The following is an 18,071-nucleotide window of genomic DNA, read 5'->3' on the forward strand; positions in this document are numbered from 1 at the left end:
ACCCTAGGAAAGCGCACCACGATTGTCAATTGATCTGACGCAGATCCGGCACTTTCCCATACTGCGATCATACTTAACCTTCAAATTCCCGATCGAGGTCACGATGAATCTGCACTTCGAAGAACTCACCGGCACGGACGGCGCCCGCATCGGCATCGCCAGTCTGGATGCCGAAAATTCCCTCAACGCCCTGTCCCTGCCGATGATCAACGCCCTGCGCGACCGCATGGAGGCCTGGGCCAAGGACTCGCAGATCGTCTGCGTGCTGTTGCGCGGCAATGGCGCCAAGGCTTTTTGCGCCGGCGGCGAAGTGCGCAGCCTGGTGCAAGCCTGTCGCGTCCATCCGGGTGAAGTACCGCCACTGGCTGCGCAGTTTTTTGCGGCGGAGTATCGCCTGGACTTCAAACTGCACACCTACCCCAAGCCGTTGATCTGTTGGGGCCACGGCTATGTGCTCGGCGGCGGCATGGGACTGTTGCAAGGGGCAGGCATCCGTATTGTCACGCCGAGCAGCCGGTTGGCCATGCCGGAAATCAGCATCGGCCTGTACCCGGACGTTGGCGCCAGTTGGTTTCTGTCGCGCCTGCCCGGCAAGCTCGGGTTGTTCCTGGGCCTGACCGGTGCGCACATGAACGGCCGCGATGCCATCGACCTGGACCTGGCGGATCGTTTCCTGCTCGATGAGCAGCAGCCGAAGTTGATCGAAGGTCTGCTGCAATTGAACTGGCAGGAACAGACACCGATGCAGCTCAACAGCCTGCTCAAGGCCCTGCAGCAGGAAGCCGTGGCGCAGATGCCCGAAGCCCAGTGGCTGCCGCGCCGTCAGCAGATCGACGAACTGCTGGATGTCAGCGACGTGCGTTGCGCCTGGAAGGCCATCAGCGCCTTGCGCGATCACAGGGATCTGTTGCTGAACCGCGCGGCCAGGACCCTGAGCGAAGGCGCACCGCTGACCGCTCATCTGGTGTGGGAGCAGATCATCCGTGCCCGGCACCTGTCGCTGGCCGAAGTCTTTCAGATGGAATACACCCTGAGCCTCAACTGCTGTCGTCATCCGGAATTCAGCGAAGGCGTACGTGCCCGGTTGATCGACAAGGATCAGAAGCCACACTGGCACTGGCCGGACATCAACAACGTGCCGAACGCGGTGGTAGAGGCGCATTTTCACAAGGCGTGGGAAGGTCGGCATCCGTTGGCGGATTTATCCGAATACTGAAATCCGGGCATAAAAAATGTGGGAGCAAGCCTGCTCGCGAAGAGGGTCTGTCAGTTGACGTTATAGCTGTCTGACACACCGCCTTCGCGAGCAGGCTCGCTCCCACAGGATTTGTATTTAGTTTAATGATTAGCGGTGGTTACCCCGCCAGTCGTGATCGCCACGCCCGCTGCGATAACCGCGCCCGTCGTGACCGCGATAGTCGTTGTTCCCGCGGCTACGGCCGTCCCAGCCATGGTTCTGATGCATGCGGTAGTCGCCCCGCGGTGGCTGATAGTAACGAGGGGCCGACTGGTAATAGCGTGGGGACGGTTGATACATCCGCGGCTGCGAGTAATAACGCGGTGTCGGCCGGTAATACCGCGCTGGCGGCACGTAATACCGGGGTGGCGGTGTGTAATAACCATTGGAATAGTAAGAACGCCCCCCGGTGTAATAGGTTGGCGCAGGCGAGGTATAGACCTCGGAACTGTAGTAACTGCCTCCTTCGTCGTAGTAAGGCGCGCACCCACCAAGGGATAATCCCAATACAGCTAGCAGAAGTATTCGACAGAGCATGGCGGCCTCCTGGACCGCGGGTAAGCCACACCAGCGACGCTGGCAGGCGACAGTCAAATGTTCGGTGACTGTCGAAAGATCAGACACCGAATTCGGAATCTGGTGCGTCCATGAAACAAGTAGAAACATCTGGCCGATGAAAGGTTTTTCATCCCTTCACGCCCTGGTTAATGGTGGCCACCGCGATATCCACCGCCGTGATAGCCGTGGCCACGGTAGTAACCATGCCCTCCGTAGTAATAGGAGCGATAACCGCCGTAATAACGTGGGCCGTAATAGCCGCCGTGGTAATAAGGCGAGTAGTAACCGGGATAGTAATAAGGTGCCGCGTAGACATCGGCAGGACCGTCGTAGTAGTAGCAGCCAGACAATCCAAGGCCGAGTACTGCACCAAACAACAATCGACGTAACATGGCGGCCTCCGTAAAGACCTGCGACAGCAGTGACACTTGTTTTGACTGGCAATCCCCTGCCAAGTGCGACGTTGCATCCATCTTCTGATCAGCGGCGGACAGGTTCCAATGCGGTGCACCAGCGCACCATCACAAGGCAGTGCGCCTTTCCAACCAACACCGCCGACCTCCCTGGCCCCCACGCTAGAGCCCTCGGCCCGACTTGGCACGCCTCTCGCTTTAGCGCACTTGTTCCAAAAAAAGTGCAGGCGTCATCACAGGTTCGCGGCACCACAATTTGCAAATGGCTGACTAGGGTTCCGGCTCGCAATCGCGAGTGACTGGTCCGAGAGTTGGCGACCTCCAGTTGAGGTTACACGGCGGGATAAAAGCCCGGGAGACAAGCCACCGTCAGCGGTGCCGCTGCCTTCCTGTCCGTCCTTGATCAACTGGAGAACCACCATGTCCCAGCTTCGTTTACCCGCCCTGCTCGCCGCTGCGTTCGCAGCCCTCGTGAGCCTCTCGTCCCAGGCCGCCCAGAAAGATCACTTCAGCGTGTGCTGGACGATCTACGCCGGCTGGATGCCGTGGGAATATGCCGGCAGCCAGGGCATCGTCGACAAATGGGCGAAAAAGTACGGCATCAAGATTGATGTGGTGCAGCTCAACGACTACGTCGAATCCATCAACCAATACACCGCCGGCCAGTTCGACGGCTGCACCATGACCAACATGGACGCGCTCACCATTCCGGCTGCCGGCGGCGTCGACAGCACTGCGCTGATCGTCAGCGATTTCTCCAATGGCAACGACGGCATCGTGCTCAAGGGCGAAGGCAAAAAAGTCGCCGACCTCAAGGGCATGGACGTCAACCTCGTGGAGCTGTCGGTGTCCCATTACCTGCTGGCCCGGGCCCTGGATTCGGTGGACCTCACCGAGAAAGACCTGAAAGTGGTCAACACCTCCGACGCCGATATCTCGGCCGCCTTCAACACCGATCAGGTCAACGCCGTTACCACCTGGAACCCGATGCTCTCGGACATCAAGGCCAAGCCTGCGGTGACCGAGGTGTTCAACTCCAGCCAGATCCCCGGCGAAATCATGGACATGATGGTGGTCAACAGCGCCACCCTCAAAGACAACCCGGCCCTGGGCAAGGCACTGACTGGCGCCTGGTTCGAAGTGGTCGAGTTGATGAGCGCGAAAAACGCCGCCAGCAAAGCCGCCCTGGAACACATGGCCAAGGCCTCTGGCACTGACCTGGCGGGTTTCCAGGCGCAACTGGACACCACCCAATTGTTCGCCACCCCGAAAGAAGCGCTGGCGTTTTCCACCAGCAAGCAACTGCCGGAAACCATGCGCAAGGTCGCCGAATTCTCCTTCCAGCACGGCTTGCTGGGTGAAGGCGCCAAGGACACCAGCGCGGTCGGCATGGCCTTCGCCAACGGCGTGACCAGCGGCGACAAAGGCAACCTCAAGCTGCGTTTCGACCCGAGTTACGTGCAGATGGCCGCCGACGCCAAGCTGTAATCAGGAGAACTGGCCATGCGCCTGATCAACCGTCACCCGGACCGCCCGAGTCGCCTGTTGCTGGTGATCCTGCCGTTCGCCCTGGTGCTGTTCGCCTATTTCATGGGCTCGGCCGAGCGACTGGCGGACAACCCCAACGACAAGCTGCTGCCCAGTGCCGTGCAGATGACCGACGCGGTGAAACGCCTGGCGTTCGTGGCCGACAGCCGCACCGGCGAATTCCTGCTCTGGCAGGACACAGCGTCCAGCCTGCGGCGTCTGGCCATCGGCCTGGGCATCAGCGCCCTGGCCGGGCTGTGCCTGGGCATCGCCGCCGGGACGTTGCCGCTGTTTGGCGCACCGTTGTCGCCGGTACTCACCGTGCTGTCGATGGTGCCGCCGCTGGCGATCCTGCCGATTCTGTTCATCGTGTTCGGGCTGGGAGAGTTATCGAAAGTGATGCTGGTCGTGATCGGTATCACCCCGTGCCTGGCCCGCGATCTGGAACAGCGCGCCCGGGAAATTCCCGTGGAGCTGCTGATCAAGGCCCAGACCCTCGGCGCATCGACCTGGACCCTGATGCTGCGGGTGGTGTTGCCGCAACTGTTGCCCCGCTTGTTGATCTCACTGCGCTTGATGCTCGGTTCGGCGTGGCTGTTCCTGATCGCCGCCGAGGCCATCGCCTCCACCGACGGCCTCGGCTACCGGATTTTCCTGGTGCGCCGCTACCTGGCGATGGACGTGATTTTGCCCTACGTGGTGTGGATCACCCTGCTCGCCTGGCTGATGGATTGGGGCCTCAAGCACCTCACCCGCGGCGCTTTTCCCTGGTATGAAGGGGCTGCCAAATGAGCTTCATCACCGTTAAGAACGTCTGGCAGCAATACGCCGATCAGGTGGTGCTCGAAGGCCTCAACCTGAACGTCAACGAAGGTGAGTTCTGCACCCTCGTGGGTGCCTCCGGTTGCGGTAAATCGACCTTCCTGCGCCTGCTGCTCGGCCAGGAACGCGCCAGTCGCGGCCAGATCCTGCTCGACGGCCAGCCGCTGGCCGCTGAACCGGATGCCAGCCGTGGCGTGGTGTTCCAGCGCTACTCGGTGTTCCCGCACTTGAGCGTGCTGGACAACGTCGCCCTTGGCCTTGAACTGCCCCGCTCGCCGCTACTCGGACGCCTGTTCGGCAGCGCGAAAAAAGCGGCTCGCGAACAGGCTTCGGTATTGCTGCACAAAGTCGGCCTCGGTCACTCGCTGGACAAGTACCCGGCGCAGCTTTCCGGCGGCATGCAGCAACGGCTGGCCATTGCCCAGGCGCTGATCATGAAGCCACGCGTGCTGCTGCTCGACGAACCGTTCGGCGCCCTCGACCCGGGCATCCGCAAAGACATGCACGCCTTGCTCCTGGAGCTGTGGCGCGAGACCCGACTGACGGTGTTCATGGTCACTCATGACCTGTCCGAAGGCTTCAGCCTCGGCACACGCCTGCTGGTGTTCGACAAGATCCGTCTCGACCCGCATGCACCTGGCCGCTATGGCGCACGCATCACCTACGACATCCCTTTGAACAGCGACCGGCGCACCCATCGTGCCACCGTCGACGCCTTGCCGGCTCCTTTGGCAGGCACGCTTCGTATCGCTTAGAGGAATTTTGCAAATGACTGATTCGACCCAACTGTTCCCGCCCTTCGCCGAAGAAATACTCCCCGGCGGCGGCCATCGCTCCTTCGTCTTGAAACGCGGACAACTGCTGCGCCTGACCGACCTGCGCGGCGGCGCCAACGTCAGCCTGACAATGCTCAACGCCAATGAAAAAACCGAGCGCCTGAACCTGCCCGACAGCCTCAAATGCCAACACACCGCCAAGCTCACCGCCGGCCATTGCCTGTACTCGGACATGGGCCGCGTGCTGGCCGCCATCACCGCCGACACCTGCGGCTGGAGCGATAGCCTCGGCGGCGTGCTCAGCGCTGAAGAAGTGGCAGAAAAATACGGCGCCGGCCGCTATCAGGAGTTGCGCAACGGCTTCTTGCGCAACGGTACCGACAACCTGTTGGTGGAACTGGGCAAGTGGGGGCTGGGCCTGTCCGACCTGCTGATGACCCTCAACCTGTTCAGCCGCGTGAACGTCGATGACGGCGGGCGTTTCCACTTCGTCGAAGGCAACTCCAAGGCCGGCGACTACATCGAGCTGTACGCGCCGATGGACACGTTGGTGGTGCTCACCGCCCTGCAACATCCAATGGACCCGTCGCCGCAATACGCACCGAAGCCCTTGAAGCTCATCTGGATGAACGCCGACGCCAGCGTCGCCGAACACTGCCGCACCTCGCGCCCGGAAAACGAGCGCGGCTTCATCAACACCGACCGTTTGTTCGCCTGAGGATCGCTGCCATGTCACTCGCAATCGCCACCGCTCCACAGTCGCCTGAAACGGCCGTCTACCGCGCCACCATCCCCGCCGGCGAGCCCTGGCTGAAGGAGGTCAAGGCCGGCCAGACTTTGCGCATCCTTGACCTGGAGGGTAACCAGGCTGTCGACACCCTGTTCTACAGCGTTGCCAACCCGAAGGAACGCTACGACGTACAGCGCACCCTGCGCCGGCAGAACAGCGTGTACCTGAGTACCGGCAGCGTGCTGTATTCCAACCTCGGCAAGCCGATGCTGACCATCGTCGCCGACACCTGCGGGCGTCACGACACCCTGGGCGGCGCCTGTGCGCAAGAGAGCAACACCGTGCGCTATGCCCTGGAAAAACGCTACATGCACAGCTGCCGCGACAACTACCTGCGCGCCTGCGTTCACGATGGCCGACTGGGCAAGGGCGACATCGGGCCAAATATCAACTTCTTCATGAACGTGCCGGTCACTGCTGATGGCGGCCTGACCTTCGAAGACGGCATCTCGGCACCGGGCAAGTACGTCGACCTGCGGGCCGAGATGGACGTGATCGTGCTGATCTCCAACTGCCCGCAACTGAACAACCCCTGTAACGCCTACAACCCCACCCCTGCGGAGCTGCTGGTATGGAATTGAAACTCTCGCGATTGCGCCGCTGGTTGTTTGCCTTGTGCCAGGCCCGATCAGGGCAGTGCCTGAAAAAGTAAAAACACTGAATAACCCTGTGGGAGCGAGCTTGCTCGCGATAGCGGTGGGTCAGCCAACACAAGTGGTGAAGGTACTGACGCCATCGCGAGCAAGCTCGCTCCCACAGGGGATCGGCGGTGTTGCGAAGTGAACTGATTTTTCACCGGGGACGGCCCAGGTGTATCAAAAAAAACTGCGGGACGGCCCGCATCCCAGTCGAGGCTGATGCGCTATCGCCTCCGGGGGTTATGCCATGTTCGAAAAAGTCCTGATTGCCAACCGCGGCGCCATTGCCTGCCGCATCCTGCGGACCCTGCGTGAACTACAAGTGCAGGGCGTTGCCGTGTACTGCGAAGCGGATGCCGCCAGCCTGCACATCCTGCAAGCCGATGAGGCCCATAGCCTCGGTGAGGGTGCAGCGGCTGGAACTTACCTGGCAGTCGATAAAATCCTCGCCATCGCCAAAACCGCTGGCGCCACCGCGATCCATCCCGGCTACGGCTTTCTCTCGGAAAACGCCGCGTTCGCCGAAGCCTGCGAGGCCGCCAACATCGCCTTCATTGGCCCAACGCCCGAACAACTGCGGGTGTTCGGCCTCAAGCACACCGCCCGCGCCCTGGCCAAACAACACGGCGTGCCCATGCTCGAAGGCACCGAACTGCTCGACAGCCTCGACGCCGCATTGATCGCCGGCGAACAGGTCGGCTATCCGGTGATGCTCAAAAGCACCGCCGGCGGTGGCGGCATTGGCATGCGCGTGTGCCGCAGCGCGACCGAGTTGAGCGAGTCCTTCGAAGCGGTCAAACGCCTGGGTCAGAACAACTTCAGCGACGCCGGAGTGTTCATCGAGAAGTACATCCAGCGCGCCCGCCATCTGGAAGTGCAGGTGTTCGGCGACGGTCGCGGCGAGGTGATCGCCCTCGGCGTGCGTGATTGCTCGGTGCAGCGGCGCAATCAGAAAGTCCTCGAGGAAACCCCGGCGCCGAACCTGCCCGACGGCATGGCCGATGAACTGTGCGCGGCAGCGATCAAACTGGCCAAGGCAGTGAATTACCGCAGCGCCGGCACCGTGGAGTTCGTCTTCGACAGCGAGGCCCAACGCTTCTACTTCCTGGAAGTGAACACCCGTTTGCAGGTGGAGCACGGCGTCACTGAGCAAGTTTGGGGTGTCGACCTGGTGCGCTGGATGGTGCAACTGGCGGCCGGTGACCTGCCGCCGCTGAGCGATCTGGTACAGGGTTTGAAACCGCAGGGTCATGCGATTCAGGCGCGGTTATACGCGGAGGATCCGGGTCGGGATTTTCAACCGAGCCCCGGTTTGCTCACCGCGGTGAATTTCCCCGCCACCGATGGCAAACAGCTGCGCATCGACACCTGGGTCGAGGCTGGCTGCGAGATCCCGCCCTACTTCGACCCGATGATCGCCAAGATCATCAGTTGGGCGCCGACTCGCGAAGAAGCCACTGCGGACCTGCATCAGGCGCTGGGTGCCAGCCTGCTCTACGGCGTGGAAACCAACCGCGACTACCTGCGGCAGATTCTGCTCGATGCGCCTTTCGCCAGCGGCCAGCCATGGACCCGTTGCCTGGAAAACCTGGTGTATCAGGCCAACACGTTCGAGGTACTCAGTGCTGGCACCCAGACCAGCGTGCAGGACTATCCCGGTCGCCTCGGTTACTGGGCGGTGGGTGTACCGCCGTCGGGGCCGATGGACAGTCGCGCGCTGCGCTTGGGCAACCGTTTGCTGGGCAACGAAGAAGGCGCCGCGGCGCTGGAAATCACCATGAGCGGGCCGTTGCTGCGCTTCAATTGCGAGGCGGTAGTAGCCGTGACCGGCGCGGTGATTCCATTGCTGCTCAATGGCGCAAGCGTACCGATGAACGCTGCGTTGAGGGCTCCGGCAGGCGCCACCCTGAGCCTCGGCACCATTGCCGGAGCCGGTGCCCGCAGCTATCTGTGCCTGCGTGGCGGCCTGCGAGTACCGGACTATCTGGGCAGTAAAAGTACCTTCACCCTGGGTCAGTTTGGTGGACACGGTGGTCGCGCCTTGCGAGCCGGTGATGTGTTGCACCTGCCGGCCCTGAATGACCACAGCGCCGGTCAGCAACTGGCTGAAGATCAGCTCACCGAACTGCCTGCGATTCGGCGAATCCGAGTGATCTACGGCCCCCACGGCGCCCCGGAGTACTTCACGGAAAACTACATCGGCACCTTCTTCGCCACGCAGTGGGAAGTGCATTTCAACTCCAGCCGCACGGGCGTGCGCCTGATCGGGCCAAAGCCGGAATGGGTGCGGGCCGACGGTGGCGAGGCCGGTTTGCATCCGTCGAACATCCACGACAATCCGTACGCGATCGGTGCGGTGGATTTTACCGGTGACATGCCGGTGATCCTCGGCCCGGATGGCCCGAGCCTCGGCGGGTTCGTGTGCCCGGTGACGGTGATCGAGGCGGATCTTTGGCAACTGGGGCAGCTCAAGGCGGGGGATAGGGTGCAGTTCATTCCTGTCGACCTCAAGACAGCCCGAAGCCTCGCCTTGAAATGGGATCACTGTGGGAGCGAGCTTGCTCGCGATAGCGGTGTTTCAGTCACACAGATGTCGGATGTGATGCCGTCATCGCGAGCAAGCTCGCTCCCACAGGGGATTGAGTCGCCTGTGGTTCTGGACATTGGGCAGGACGATACGCGGTTGGTGGCGCGTCTTTCCGGCGACACCCACCTGCTGCTGGAAATCGGCGCCCCGGAACTGGACCTGGTTCTGCGCTTCCGCGCCCACGCCCTGATGCAGGCGCTGGAAAGCAAACAGCTGCACGGCGTGATCGACCTGACGCCAGGCATCCGTTCGCTGCAAATCCATTATCAGCCCGAGCAACTATCACTGTCGGATCTGCTCGGCATCGTCGCCGGCGAATGGGACGCCGTGTGCGCCGCCAAAGACCTGCAAGTGCCGTCGCGCATCGTTCATCTGCCGCTGTCCTGGGACGACCCGGCGTGCCAGTTGGCCATCGAGAAATACATGACCACCGTGCGCAAGGACGCGCCATGGTGCCCGAGCAACCTGGAGTTCATCCGCCGCATCAACGACCTGCCGAACCTCGATGAAGTACAACGCACAGTGTTCGACGCCAGCTACCTGGTGATGGGGCTGGGCGACGTCTACCTCGGCGCACCGGTCGCCACCCCGCTCGACCCGCGTCATCGCCTGGTCACCACCAAGTACAACCCGGCGCGCACCTGGACCGCGGAAAACTCGGTGGGCATCGGTGGTGCCTACATGTGCGTCTACGGCATGGAAGGCCCCGGCGGCTATCAGTTTGTCGGGCGCACGCTGCAGATGTGGAACCGCTATCGCGAAGTCGCAGCCTTCGATGGCAAACCGTGGTTGCTGCGGTTTTTCGACCAGATCCGTTTCTACCCGGTCAGCGCCGACGAACTGCTGCGCATTCGCCGGGATTTCCCCCTCGGGCGCTTCGACCTGAACATCGAGCACAGTCAATTGAACCTGGCGGATTACCAGGCCTTCCTGGCCCGGGAAGCCGAGACCATCGGCACGTTTCGCGATCAGCAAAAAGGCGCATTCAATGCCGAGCGCGAACGCTGGATCGCCAGCGGCCAGGCCCATTTCGACAGTGAAGAACCGGCCCCGGAGACAACCGAAGAGGCGCCGCTGACCAGCGGCCAACAGAGCGTCGACAGCCACATCGCCGGCAACCTCTGGCAGGTTCAGGTCGAGGCCGGCAGCCGCGTCGAGGCCGGTGACGTGCTGGTGATCCTGGAGTCGATGAAGATGGAAATCCCCCTGCTCGCACCGATGGCCGGCGTGGTGCGCGAGATTCGCGTGCAACCGGGTTCGGCGGTGCGCGCCGGACAGCGCGTCGTGGTGCTGGAACTCGACTGAACCCATTTTGCCAAGGACTCATGCCATGAACATCAATCTGCAACTCGACGCCCTGCGCAGCGCCTACCGCGACGGCAGCCTCACCCCTCGGCAACTGTTGCCGAGCCTGCGGGACAAAGCCGCAGTACTGAACCCGGACTATCACCTGTTCATCCACTTGCTCAGCGCCGAGGAGCTGGAACCTTACCTCGCCGCCCTCGACGGTCGCGCTCCCGACAGCCTGCCGCTGTATGGCGTGCCGTTCGCGATCAAGGACAACATCGACCTGGCGGGCATTCCGACCACGGCGGCGTGCCCGGCATTTGCCTATGTGCCGCAGCGTTCGGCGACCATCGTCGAGCAACTGCTGGCCCTTGGTGCGATCCCGCTGGGCAAGACCAACCTCGACCAGTTCGCCACGGGGCTCAACGGCAGCCGCTCACCGTACGGCGCGTGCCCCAACAGCGTGTTGCCGGAGTACCCGTCGGGCGGATCCAGTGCCGGTTCGTCACTGGCGGTGGCGCTCGGGGTTGCGAGTTTTTCCCTGGGCACCGACACCGCCGGCTCCGGACGCGTGCCGGCGGCGTTGAACAATCTGGTCGGCCTGAAAGCCACCAAGGGCCTGATCTCGACGGCTGGCGTGGTACCGGCCTGTCGTACGCTGGATTGCGTCACCACGTTCACCGCCACCGCGCGGGAGGCCAGTCAGTTGCTGGCGCTCACTGCGCGCCTCGATCCACGGGACGAATACAGCCGCAGCAACCCGCTGTGGAACGACGGCTCGGCGTTCGGCACACCGCGGCCATTCCGTTTCGGCGTGCCGCGCGCGCAGGACCTGCAATTTTTCGGTTGCCCTGAAGGCCCGCTGTTGTTCGGTGATGCCATCGACCGCCTCAAGGCCTTGGGCGGCGAAGCGGTGGAACTGGACCTGTCGCCGTTTCTGGAGGCCGCCCGCTTGCTCTATGAAGGCCCGTGGGTAGCCGAGCGCTACAGCGTGGCCGGTGAGTTGATGGCGCAAAACCCCGAGGCCGTGTTGCCCGTGATTCGCGCTGTATTGGCCAAGGCACCCGCCGTCGACGGCGTGCAAACCTTCCGCGCCCAATACCGACTGCAAGCGCTCAAAGCCCTGTGCGACAACGCCCTGCAAGGCCTCGATTGTGTCGTCACGCCGACCATCGGCCGCCCGGTGACGCTGGCTGAACTCGAGGTCGAACCGGTGCTGCGCAATTCGGAACTGGGTTACTACACCAACTTCATGAACCTGCTCGACTACGCCGCTGTCGCCGTGCCCAGCGCCTTCATGGACAACGGCATGCCTTGGGGCGTGACGCTGTTCGGGCGGGCCTTCACCGATCAGTATCTGCTGAGCGTGGCGGATGCCTTGCAGCGTCAGCAAGGCCTGGCCGCACCTGCCCCGGCGCCGGTTGCACGCCATGATCGGGCGCGGCTGGTGGTCTGCGGCGCGCACCTGGACGGGCTGGCGTTGAACTGGCAGCTCAAGCAGCGCGGCGCCCGCCTGGTGGAAACGACTTTCAGCTCGCCGGACTACCAACTCTATGCCCTGGCCGACGGCCCGCCGTTTCGTCCGGGCATGGTCCGCGTGAAGGATGGCGGCGTGGCGATTGCGGTGGAAGTCTGGGAGTTGCCAAGCAGCGAGTTGGGTTCGCTCCTGACCGGAATTGCGGCCCCGCTGGGATTGGGCAAGGTACAACTGGCGGATGGTCGCTGGGAGAGCGGGTTTATCTGTGAGGCCTATGGACTGGAGGGCGCGGTGAATATCAGCCATTTGGGCGGGTGGCGGATGTACCTGAAAACACTGCGATAAACACACATCCCCTGTGGGAGCGAGCTTGCTCGCGATGGCGTCAGCACATTCACGATTGATGTGACTGACACACCGCAATCGTCGGATCGCCGCCCGGAGCAGGCTCGCTCCCACAAGATCCTGCACGAAGCCTTGCAACTGACCGTGAGCATCGGTCTCACCACCCTGCAGCCCGATGACACCTTGCACAGCCTGCTGTCGCGGGCGGATCATGCGATGCATCGGGCCAAATAAAGTGGCCGCAACCGAACCTGCGTAGAGAAGTCTCACTCCGTCCATGAACCAGCCTGAGCTCTGCCCCGCCTGCGGTGCCCCCAACGACTGCACCCTGGCCGACCCGCGAACCGCTGACAGCGCCTGCTGGTGCTACGGCGTCAGCATCGACCCGGCGGTGCTCCAGGCGCTGCCGAAGGAACTGCGCGACGCCTCGTGCCTGTGCCCGCGTTGCGCCGAAGTCGAAGCGCAGCTGCAAGCAGTGTCCAATTCGATCAAGTAAGATGCGCGCCCCTTTCTTCACTGATCCTTAGCCATGCGAGTCGACCGTTTCCTCAGCAACCTGCCGTGCTTCAACCGAAAGCAGGTACGCCTGTTGCTGGTGGAAAAACGCGTCAGGGTTGACGGAAAAATCGTCAGCGACCCACACAGCGAAGTCCGCGAGTTCAGCCGCGTCGAAGTCGACAACGACGTGCTGCAAGTCGGTAAACCCCTGCGCCACTTCATGCTGCACAAACCTGCCGGTTGCGTCAGCGCTACCAAGGACCCGCAGCACCCGACCGTGCTCGACCTGATTCATGAACCGGACAAGGAAGAACTGCACATCGCCGGACGCCTGGATTTCAATACCACCGGTCTGATGCTGATCACCAACGACGGCAGCTGGTCGCGACGCTTGACCCAACCACAGACCAAACTGCCCAAGGTCTATTACGTCGAAACCGAACAGGACATCGGTCCCGAATACGCGATCAAGTTCAGCCAAGGGCTGTACTTCGCCTTCGAAGACCTCACCACGCAACCGGCCGGGTTAGAGCTGCTCGGGGCAAAATGCGCACGCCTGAGCATCGTCGAAGGCCGCTATCACCAGGTCAAGCGCATGTTCGGCCACTTCAACAACAAGGTGATGCGCCTGCACCGCGAACGCATGGGGCCGCTGGTGCTCGACGACGCGTTGAAACCGGGCGAATACCGCTCACTGAGCGATGCAGAGATCGGATTGATCTAAGCAGGCGACCGCCGAGCAGAAAGTTGTCGAACAATTTACCAATGGCACTTGCGCGATGACGTGACCCCTGCTTGAATCAGGACGTCGGCCGAAATGTGACCGATGAGTCACCACATTCTTCCAAGAAACTTTTTGCCGGTAGGAACCCTTGGGTTCCGGCCTCATCCGGCAGACTGCCCGCCAATAACAATACCCGTCGACCGGACTGCAGTGGATCGACATGGGCCTCTCAAATTCCAGGCGTATGCCTACCTGTCACAAAGCTCGTGCAATCTCTATTTGCGCGCATACCCGCTTGCCAGGAGTCTTATGACATGAGGCCAGAAATCGCTGTGTTGGATATACAGGGTCAGTATCGGGTTTACACGGAGTTCTATCGCGCAGACGCCGCAGAGAGGACCATTATCCTGGTCAACGGCTCGATGGCCACGACTGCGTCGTTTGCACAAACCGTGAAAAACCTCCATCCGCAGTTCAACGTCGTCTGCTACGACCAGCCCTACGCGGGCCGGTCAAAAGCTCACAACCTGCATGAAAAAATGCTCACCAAGGAAATCGAAGGGCAGATCCTGCTTGAGCTGATCGACCACTTCGCCGCCGAACACGTGCTGTCGTTTTCCTGGGGCGGTGCCGCGACCATGATGGCGTTGTCGCAACGCCCACGGCGCATCGAAAAAGCCGTGATCAGCTCGTTCTCCCCGGTGATCAACGCACACATGCTCGACTACCTCGAGCGCGGCGTCGAACACCTCGGCAACCTGGATCGCGACCGGGTCGGGCACCTGGTGAACGACACCATCGGCAAACACCTGCCGTCGTTGTTCAAGCGCTTCAACTATCGCCACGTCAGCTCCCTGGCCGAACATGAGTACGGGCAGATGCACTTCCACATCAACGACGTGTTGCACAGCGACCGTCAGTGCTACCTGCACGCGGCGAAGAAAATCGACGTACCGGTGCTGTTCCTCAACGGCGAATGGGACGAATACACCGCCGCCGACGACGCCCGGTTGTTCGAAAGCCACGTACAACACAGCACGTTCAGTACCCTTCAGGCCACCGGCCACTTTCTCGACATGGAGCACAAAGCCGCCTGCCGAGACAGCCGCAACGCACTGATGGGATTCCTGAAACCAGCGCAACACGAAAGCCGACCGCGTTACCACAAAGTCCAGGAACACCATGCATTGGCAGGCTGAAGTAGCGTCATCGCGAGCAAGCCCCGCCCTGCTGCGTTAAACGCATTCTGCAGGCGCGAGGTTTGCCCGCGATCGACCGTCAGGCGGTCCGGGCTTTTTTGTCACATCTGCGTTAAACCCGCCCCACGTAAAGAAAAACTTCAAATCCATGGCCGTATCTGGTACAAAGTCACCGCTCTGAGCGGGTGTCGTATAATGGCATTACTCCAGCTTCCCAAGCTGATAACGAGGGTTCGATTCCCTTCACCCGCTCCAATCGAATTTTGATCTCACGTCAGGGTGGTTTTGACGGGGGATGTAGAGACAGAAAAAACCGGTCCGAGTGGCCGGTTTTTTTGTGGGCGGGATTTGGGTCAGCGTCTCCAAACCCTGAAAATTAGCGTTTTCGCGCAAGATCCAGGTTTCGTTAACGTTTTTCGTGTCCTGATAACGATTACATCAACGCGGAGATCGTGTGATGAACATTAAACCTATCCATCGTAAAGAAGACCTGACCGCTGCACTTGCTCGCGTTGAGCAATTGTGGGGAGCTGAAATCGGCTCGCCTGAAGGCGGTGAGCTGGAAATTCTGGCGCTGCTTATCGAAAAATATGAAGACGAGCATTGTCCGATGCCGCCCTCAGAACAGGTTGTCTGACGAGAGATCCTATGAAAGAAAAAACCAGCCCAAGTGACTAGTGCCGATCAGTTAGGGGCTTGAACACCGCAATCCTTGTGCGAGCCTGCTCGCGATGACGGTTGGAGAGTCACACAAGGGGTGCCTGACAGTCCGCCATCGCGAGCAAGCTCGCTCCCACAGGCTTCGTGTGTTAACTGATCAGCATTAGCCAAAGTGGCCGGTTTTTTGTGCGCGGAACTTAGTGATGCGTTCGCGAACGCAAGTGTTAAGGGCTCAATTTTAAAAGCCCAACGGAGATCAACGCCAGAAAAAGCAACGTCCTACACGACACTGGGAAATGTCCGTACACTTGCGCATTGCTGTGCCTTTGTCATGAGACCTATAGTCCGAGCGCGCCCAAATGGCGTATCGGGTTTGGCGACTCGGTAACAACGGTACAGAAGGCTCCGAGGATTTCTCGGAGCACTTTTGATCACGCTTGGCTGCTTTTTCGGTAGCTGTGCGTGGGAGACCTTCGGGTCTGCCGGTTTTACCATTGTCCGGTTCGCCAACCCGCGTACAGCTACCACCCTATTGTTTGGCGACAATTGAGTGGTAGGTCTTCCACCTACAATTGGTACTCACTCATGAATGAATTCATGGCTTTAACCAGCAACGCCGACGACCTCCCCTCCCTCTACGTCAACACCACCCAACCCCTGCACTCCCTGCTCAGCACCGCCAGCTACAGAATTCGCGCCGTGACGCAGCTTCTTGAAAATCTCGCAATGCGCGGCGACCTGACCTCTGACACCGTGGTGCTGAGCGACTTCGCATTGCTCTGCTGCGTGCCGCTGCGCGACGGTTGCGATGTGCTGGACGTTATCGCTCGACGCATGGATGCAGCGCCGTCCTGACGTCCCATGCCCGGTCTTCCAGTGCTGGCTTGGTCCGGTACTATGGTCGGGCTTTTTCTCTCCGGGAAATGGACTTTTACATGACTCAAAACATCTACGACGACCCTGAATTCTTCCAGGGCTACAGCCAGATGGCCCGCTCCATCGGCGGCCTCGGTGCCGCGCCGGAATGGCCTGCACTGAAGGCCATGCTACCGCCCATGCAGGGCTTGAAGGTGGTGGATCTCGGTTGCGGCTACGGTTGGTTTTGCCGTTGGGCCAGTGAGCAAGGTGCTGACAGCGTGCTCGGTCTGGATGTATCGGAAAAGATGCTGGAGCAAGCGCGCAAGACCACATCCGCATCAAACATCCGTTATCAGCGCGCCGACCTGGAGCAGCTCGATCTGCCCGCCGCCACGTTCGATCTGGCCTACAGCTCCCTGGCACTGCATTACATCAAGGACTTGCCTGGACTGTTCACACATGTCTACGCAGCCCTCAAACCCGGATCGCATTTCGTGTTTTCCATCGAGCACCCGATCTTCATGGCTCCGCGCAATCCTGGCTGGATCATCGATGCCGAGGGCCGCAAGAGTTGGCCTGTGGACGGTTACCAACAGGAAGGTGAACGCGTGACCAATTGGCTGGCGGACGGCGTGATCAAGCAGCATCGAACCATCGGGACGTTGCTCAACTCGCTGATAGCGGCGGGTTTCAGCATTCGCCATGTCAACGAATGGGGGCCGAGCGATGCCGAGGTGGCGGCGCAGCCAGCGCTTGCCGAAGAGCGTGAGCGGCCAATGATGATGCTGGTCGGCGTTCAGCGTTGATGGATAAAAAAGGGACAGATTACGCTGCCCCTTTTTTCCATCAGCGGGTCGCGACGATAAACAGTCGTGGAAACGGCAGCAGTACCGAACCATCGGCCAATACCGGGTAGGCCCGCTCGATAGCCGTCTGATATTGCTTCAGATACTGCGCCCGTTCCGCCTCGTCCAGCGGATCAAGAAACGGCCGCAAGCCACTGCCCTTGAACCACTCCACCACCCCGGACGCACCCCCTGCGAGCGGATGATGGTAAGTGGTGCGCCACACGTCGACGCGGGTGCAACAGGCTTTGAGTATCGAGTAATAACCGCTGGCATCGGCCATTTCAGTCCGCTGCCCGGCGGCGCCTGCCAGTTTGCCGACCCAAGGGCCATCAGCGGCGACTTCACGCATCAAGCGGTGCGAGTGTTCATTCAGGTTGTCAGGCATCTGGACGGCCAGGCTGCCACCCGGCGCCAGTTTGCTCACCAGCGACGGAAGCAACCTGGCGTGATCAGGCACCCACTGCAACACCGCGTTGGCGAAAATCACATCGAACGGGCCACTGTCATTCCAGGTGTCGATGTCGGCGATGTCGAACTGCACCTGCGGCAAGCGCTTGCGAGCGGCTTCGATCATGTCGCTGGAACTGTCCAGCCCGCGAACTGTGGCATCGGCAAAACGCTCGACCAGCAACTCGGTGGAGTTACCGGGCCCGCAACCGATATCGATGGCCGAACGCACGTCCCCGGCGGGAATGGCCGCCAGCAGGTCACGGGCGGGACGGGTGCGTTCATCTTCAAAAGCGACGTACTGTTTGGCGGACCAACTCATTGCGTTCTCCTGTCGGTGTGTTGTCCTCGGGCGGCTACGATACCGCAGCGAACACCGC

At 61.2% G+C, this 18,071-nt stretch carries 17 protein-coding genes, 1 tRNA gene, 1 pseudogene and 1 riboswitch; of the genes and pseudogenes, 16 read left to right on the forward strand and 3 right to left on the reverse strand.

Going from position 1 to position 18,071, the window contains the following annotated elements:
- Nucleotides 1–103: 103 nt before the first annotated feature.
- Nucleotides 104–1,216: an enoyl-CoA hydratase/isomerase family protein gene (locus ACM6IK_RS07745; RefSeq protein WP_108216815.1), complete on the forward strand. Its 1,113-nt coding sequence runs from the start codon at nt 104–106 to the stop codon at nt 1,214–1,216.
- Nucleotides 1,217–1,345: 129 nt separating this feature from the next.
- Here ACM6IK_RS07745 and ACM6IK_RS07750 read toward each other — a convergent pair whose 3' ends face one another.
- Nucleotides 1,346–1,774, reverse strand: coding sequence for a hypothetical protein (locus ACM6IK_RS07750; protein ID WP_414873843.1), 429 nt, complete (start codon nt 1,772–1,774; stop codon nt 1,346–1,348).
- A gap of 167 nt (nt 1,775–1,941) precedes the next feature.
- On the reverse strand, nt 1,942–2,187 hold the full coding sequence (locus ACM6IK_RS07755) for a hypothetical protein (protein ID WP_414873844.1): 246 nt from the start codon (nt 2,185–2,187) through the stop codon (nt 1,942–1,944).
- Between the two features lie 280 nt (nt 2,188–2,467).
- Nucleotides 2,468–2,568, forward strand: a riboswitch (guanidine-I (ykkC/yxkD leader).
- Between the two features lie 60 nt (nt 2,569–2,628).
- On the opposite strand from ACM6IK_RS07755, the gene ACM6IK_RS07760 reads away from it, so the two are divergent.
- From ACM6IK_RS07760 to ACM6IK_RS07830, 15 genes and pseudogenes are all read left to right on the forward strand, one after another.
- Nucleotides 2,629–3,696 carry a putative urea ABC transporter substrate-binding protein gene (locus tag ACM6IK_RS07760; RefSeq protein ID WP_414873845.1) on the forward strand — a complete coding sequence of 356 codons (1,068 nt, stop codon included), beginning with the start codon at nt 2,629–2,631 and terminating at the stop codon, nt 3,694–3,696.
- 15 nt (nt 3,697–3,711) lie between these two features.
- Complete coding sequence (locus tag ACM6IK_RS07765; RefSeq protein WP_414873846.1) at nt 3,712–4,527, forward strand: ABC transporter permease; 816 nt, start codon at nt 3,712–3,714, stop codon at nt 4,525–4,527.
- Nucleotides 4,524–5,312 (forward strand): ABC transporter ATP-binding protein, encoded by a 789-nt coding sequence (locus ACM6IK_RS07770; RefSeq protein WP_414873847.1) that lies wholly within the window; start codon nt 4,524–4,526, stop codon nt 5,310–5,312. Before ACM6IK_RS07765 ends, ACM6IK_RS07770 begins: the two co-directional genes overlap by 4 nt.
- A 13-nt stretch (nt 5,313–5,325) precedes the next feature.
- A complete protein-coding gene (locus ACM6IK_RS07775; RefSeq protein WP_414873848.1) occupies nt 5,326–6,051 on the forward strand; it encodes an urea amidolyase associated protein UAAP1 in 726 nt (241 codons plus the stop codon).
- Between the two features lie 11 nt (nt 6,052–6,062).
- Nucleotides 6,063–6,704, forward strand: a complete 642-nt coding sequence (locus ACM6IK_RS07780; protein ID WP_414873849.1) for an urea amidolyase associated protein UAAP2 — start codon at nt 6,063–6,065, stop codon at nt 6,702–6,704.
- Between the two features lie 304 nt (nt 6,705–7,008).
- Nucleotides 7,009–10,653, forward strand: a complete 3,645-nt coding sequence (uca, locus tag ACM6IK_RS07785) for an urea carboxylase (RefSeq protein ID WP_414873850.1) — start codon at nt 7,009–7,011, stop codon at nt 10,651–10,653.
- 25 nt (nt 10,654–10,678) lie between these two features.
- Entirely contained in the window at nt 10,679–12,457 is a 1,779-nt protein-coding gene (gene atzF / locus ACM6IK_RS07790) for an allophanate hydrolase (RefSeq protein WP_414873851.1), read from the forward strand.
- A gap of 60 nt (nt 12,458–12,517) precedes the next feature.
- On the forward strand, nt 12,518–12,691 hold the full coding sequence (locus ACM6IK_RS07795; protein WP_414874320.1) for a hypothetical protein: 174 nt from the start codon (nt 12,518–12,520) through the stop codon (nt 12,689–12,691).
- A 43-nt stretch (nt 12,692–12,734) separates the two neighbouring features.
- Nucleotides 12,735–12,953 (forward strand): cysteine-rich CWC family protein, encoded by a 219-nt coding sequence (locus ACM6IK_RS07800; RefSeq protein ID WP_414873852.1) that lies wholly within the window; start codon nt 12,735–12,737, stop codon nt 12,951–12,953.
- A gap of 33 nt (nt 12,954–12,986) precedes the next feature.
- On the forward strand, nt 12,987–13,679 hold the full coding sequence (locus ACM6IK_RS07805; RefSeq protein WP_414873853.1) for a pseudouridine synthase: 693 nt from the start codon (nt 12,987–12,989) through the stop codon (nt 13,677–13,679).
- Nucleotides 13,680–13,993: 314 nt separating this feature from the next.
- A complete protein-coding gene (locus tag ACM6IK_RS07810) occupies nt 13,994–14,878 on the forward strand; it encodes an alpha/beta fold hydrolase (protein ID WP_414873854.1) in 885 nt (294 codons plus the stop codon).
- Nucleotides 14,879–15,059: 181 nt separating this feature from the next.
- Nucleotides 15,060–15,133: transfer RNA gene (locus ACM6IK_RS07815), tRNA-Gly, on the forward strand.
- A gap of 202 nt (nt 15,134–15,335) precedes the next feature.
- Nucleotides 15,336–15,509 (forward strand): annotated as a pseudogene (locus ACM6IK_RS07820) (transcriptional regulator); the annotation flags it as partial.
- A 614-nt stretch (nt 15,510–16,123) separates the two neighbouring features.
- Nucleotides 16,124–16,393 (forward strand): short-chain dehydrogenase, encoded by a 270-nt coding sequence (locus ACM6IK_RS07825; protein ID WP_414873855.1) that lies wholly within the window; start codon nt 16,124–16,126, stop codon nt 16,391–16,393.
- 80 nt (nt 16,394–16,473) lie between these two features.
- Nucleotides 16,474–17,202, forward strand: a complete 729-nt coding sequence (locus ACM6IK_RS07830; protein ID WP_414873856.1) for a class I SAM-dependent methyltransferase — start codon at nt 16,474–16,476, stop codon at nt 17,200–17,202.
- 40 nt (nt 17,203–17,242) lie between these two features.
- Here ACM6IK_RS07830 and tam read toward each other — a convergent pair whose 3' ends face one another.
- Nucleotides 17,243–18,013, reverse strand: a complete 771-nt coding sequence (tam, locus tag ACM6IK_RS07835) for a trans-aconitate 2-methyltransferase (RefSeq protein ID WP_414873857.1) — start codon at nt 18,011–18,013, stop codon at nt 17,243–17,245.
- Between the last annotated feature and the right edge of the window lie 58 nt (nt 18,014–18,071).

It is taken from the genome of Pseudomonas sp. IT-196MI5 (genome assembly GCF_949767415.1).
In the GTDB taxonomy this organism is placed as follows: Bacteria; Pseudomonadota; Gammaproteobacteria; order Pseudomonadales; family Pseudomonadaceae; genus Aquipseudomonas.

Bases quoted from the DNA above. Each gene is read 5' to 3' on its own strand.
- ACM6IK_RS07745 (WP_108216815.1), top strand. From the start codon at position 104: ATGAATCTGCACTTCGAAGAACTCACCGGCACGGACGGCGCCCGCATC.
- ACM6IK_RS07750 (WP_414873843.1), bottom strand. From the start codon at position 1,774: ATGCTCTGTCGAATACTTCTGCTAGCTGTATTGGGATTATCCCTTGGT.
- ACM6IK_RS07755 (WP_414873844.1), bottom strand. From the start codon at position 2,187: ATGTTACGTCGATTGTTGTTTGGTGCAGTACTCGGCCTTGGATTGTCT.
- ACM6IK_RS07760 (WP_414873845.1), top strand. From the start codon at position 2,629: ATGTCCCAGCTTCGTTTACCCGCCCTGCTCGCCGCTGCGTTCGCAGCC.
- ACM6IK_RS07765 (WP_414873846.1), top strand. From the start codon at position 3,712: ATGCGCCTGATCAACCGTCACCCGGACCGCCCGAGTCGCCTGTTGCTG.
- ACM6IK_RS07770 (WP_414873847.1), top strand. From the start codon at position 4,524: ATGAGCTTCATCACCGTTAAGAACGTCTGGCAGCAATACGCCGATCAG.
- ACM6IK_RS07775 (WP_414873848.1), top strand. From the start codon at position 5,326: ATGACTGATTCGACCCAACTGTTCCCGCCCTTCGCCGAAGAAATACTC.
- ACM6IK_RS07780 (WP_414873849.1), top strand. From the start codon at position 6,063: ATGTCACTCGCAATCGCCACCGCTCCACAGTCGCCTGAAACGGCCGTC.
- uca (WP_414873850.1), top strand. From the start codon at position 7,009: ATGTTCGAAAAAGTCCTGATTGCCAACCGCGGCGCCATTGCCTGCCGC.
- atzF (WP_414873851.1), top strand. From the start codon at position 10,679: ATGAACATCAATCTGCAACTCGACGCCCTGCGCAGCGCCTACCGCGAC.
- ACM6IK_RS07800 (WP_414873852.1), top strand. From the start codon at position 12,735: ATGAACCAGCCTGAGCTCTGCCCCGCCTGCGGTGCCCCCAACGACTGC.
- ACM6IK_RS07805 (WP_414873853.1), top strand. From the start codon at position 12,987: ATGCGAGTCGACCGTTTCCTCAGCAACCTGCCGTGCTTCAACCGAAAG.
- ACM6IK_RS07810 (WP_414873854.1), top strand. From the start codon at position 13,994: ATGAGGCCAGAAATCGCTGTGTTGGATATACAGGGTCAGTATCGGGTT.
- ACM6IK_RS07825 (WP_414873855.1), top strand. From the start codon at position 16,124: ATGAATGAATTCATGGCTTTAACCAGCAACGCCGACGACCTCCCCTCC.
- ACM6IK_RS07830 (WP_414873856.1), top strand. From the start codon at position 16,474: ATGACTCAAAACATCTACGACGACCCTGAATTCTTCCAGGGCTACAGC.
- tam (WP_414873857.1), bottom strand. From the start codon at position 18,013: ATGAGTTGGTCCGCCAAACAGTACGTCGCTTTTGAAGATGAACGCACC.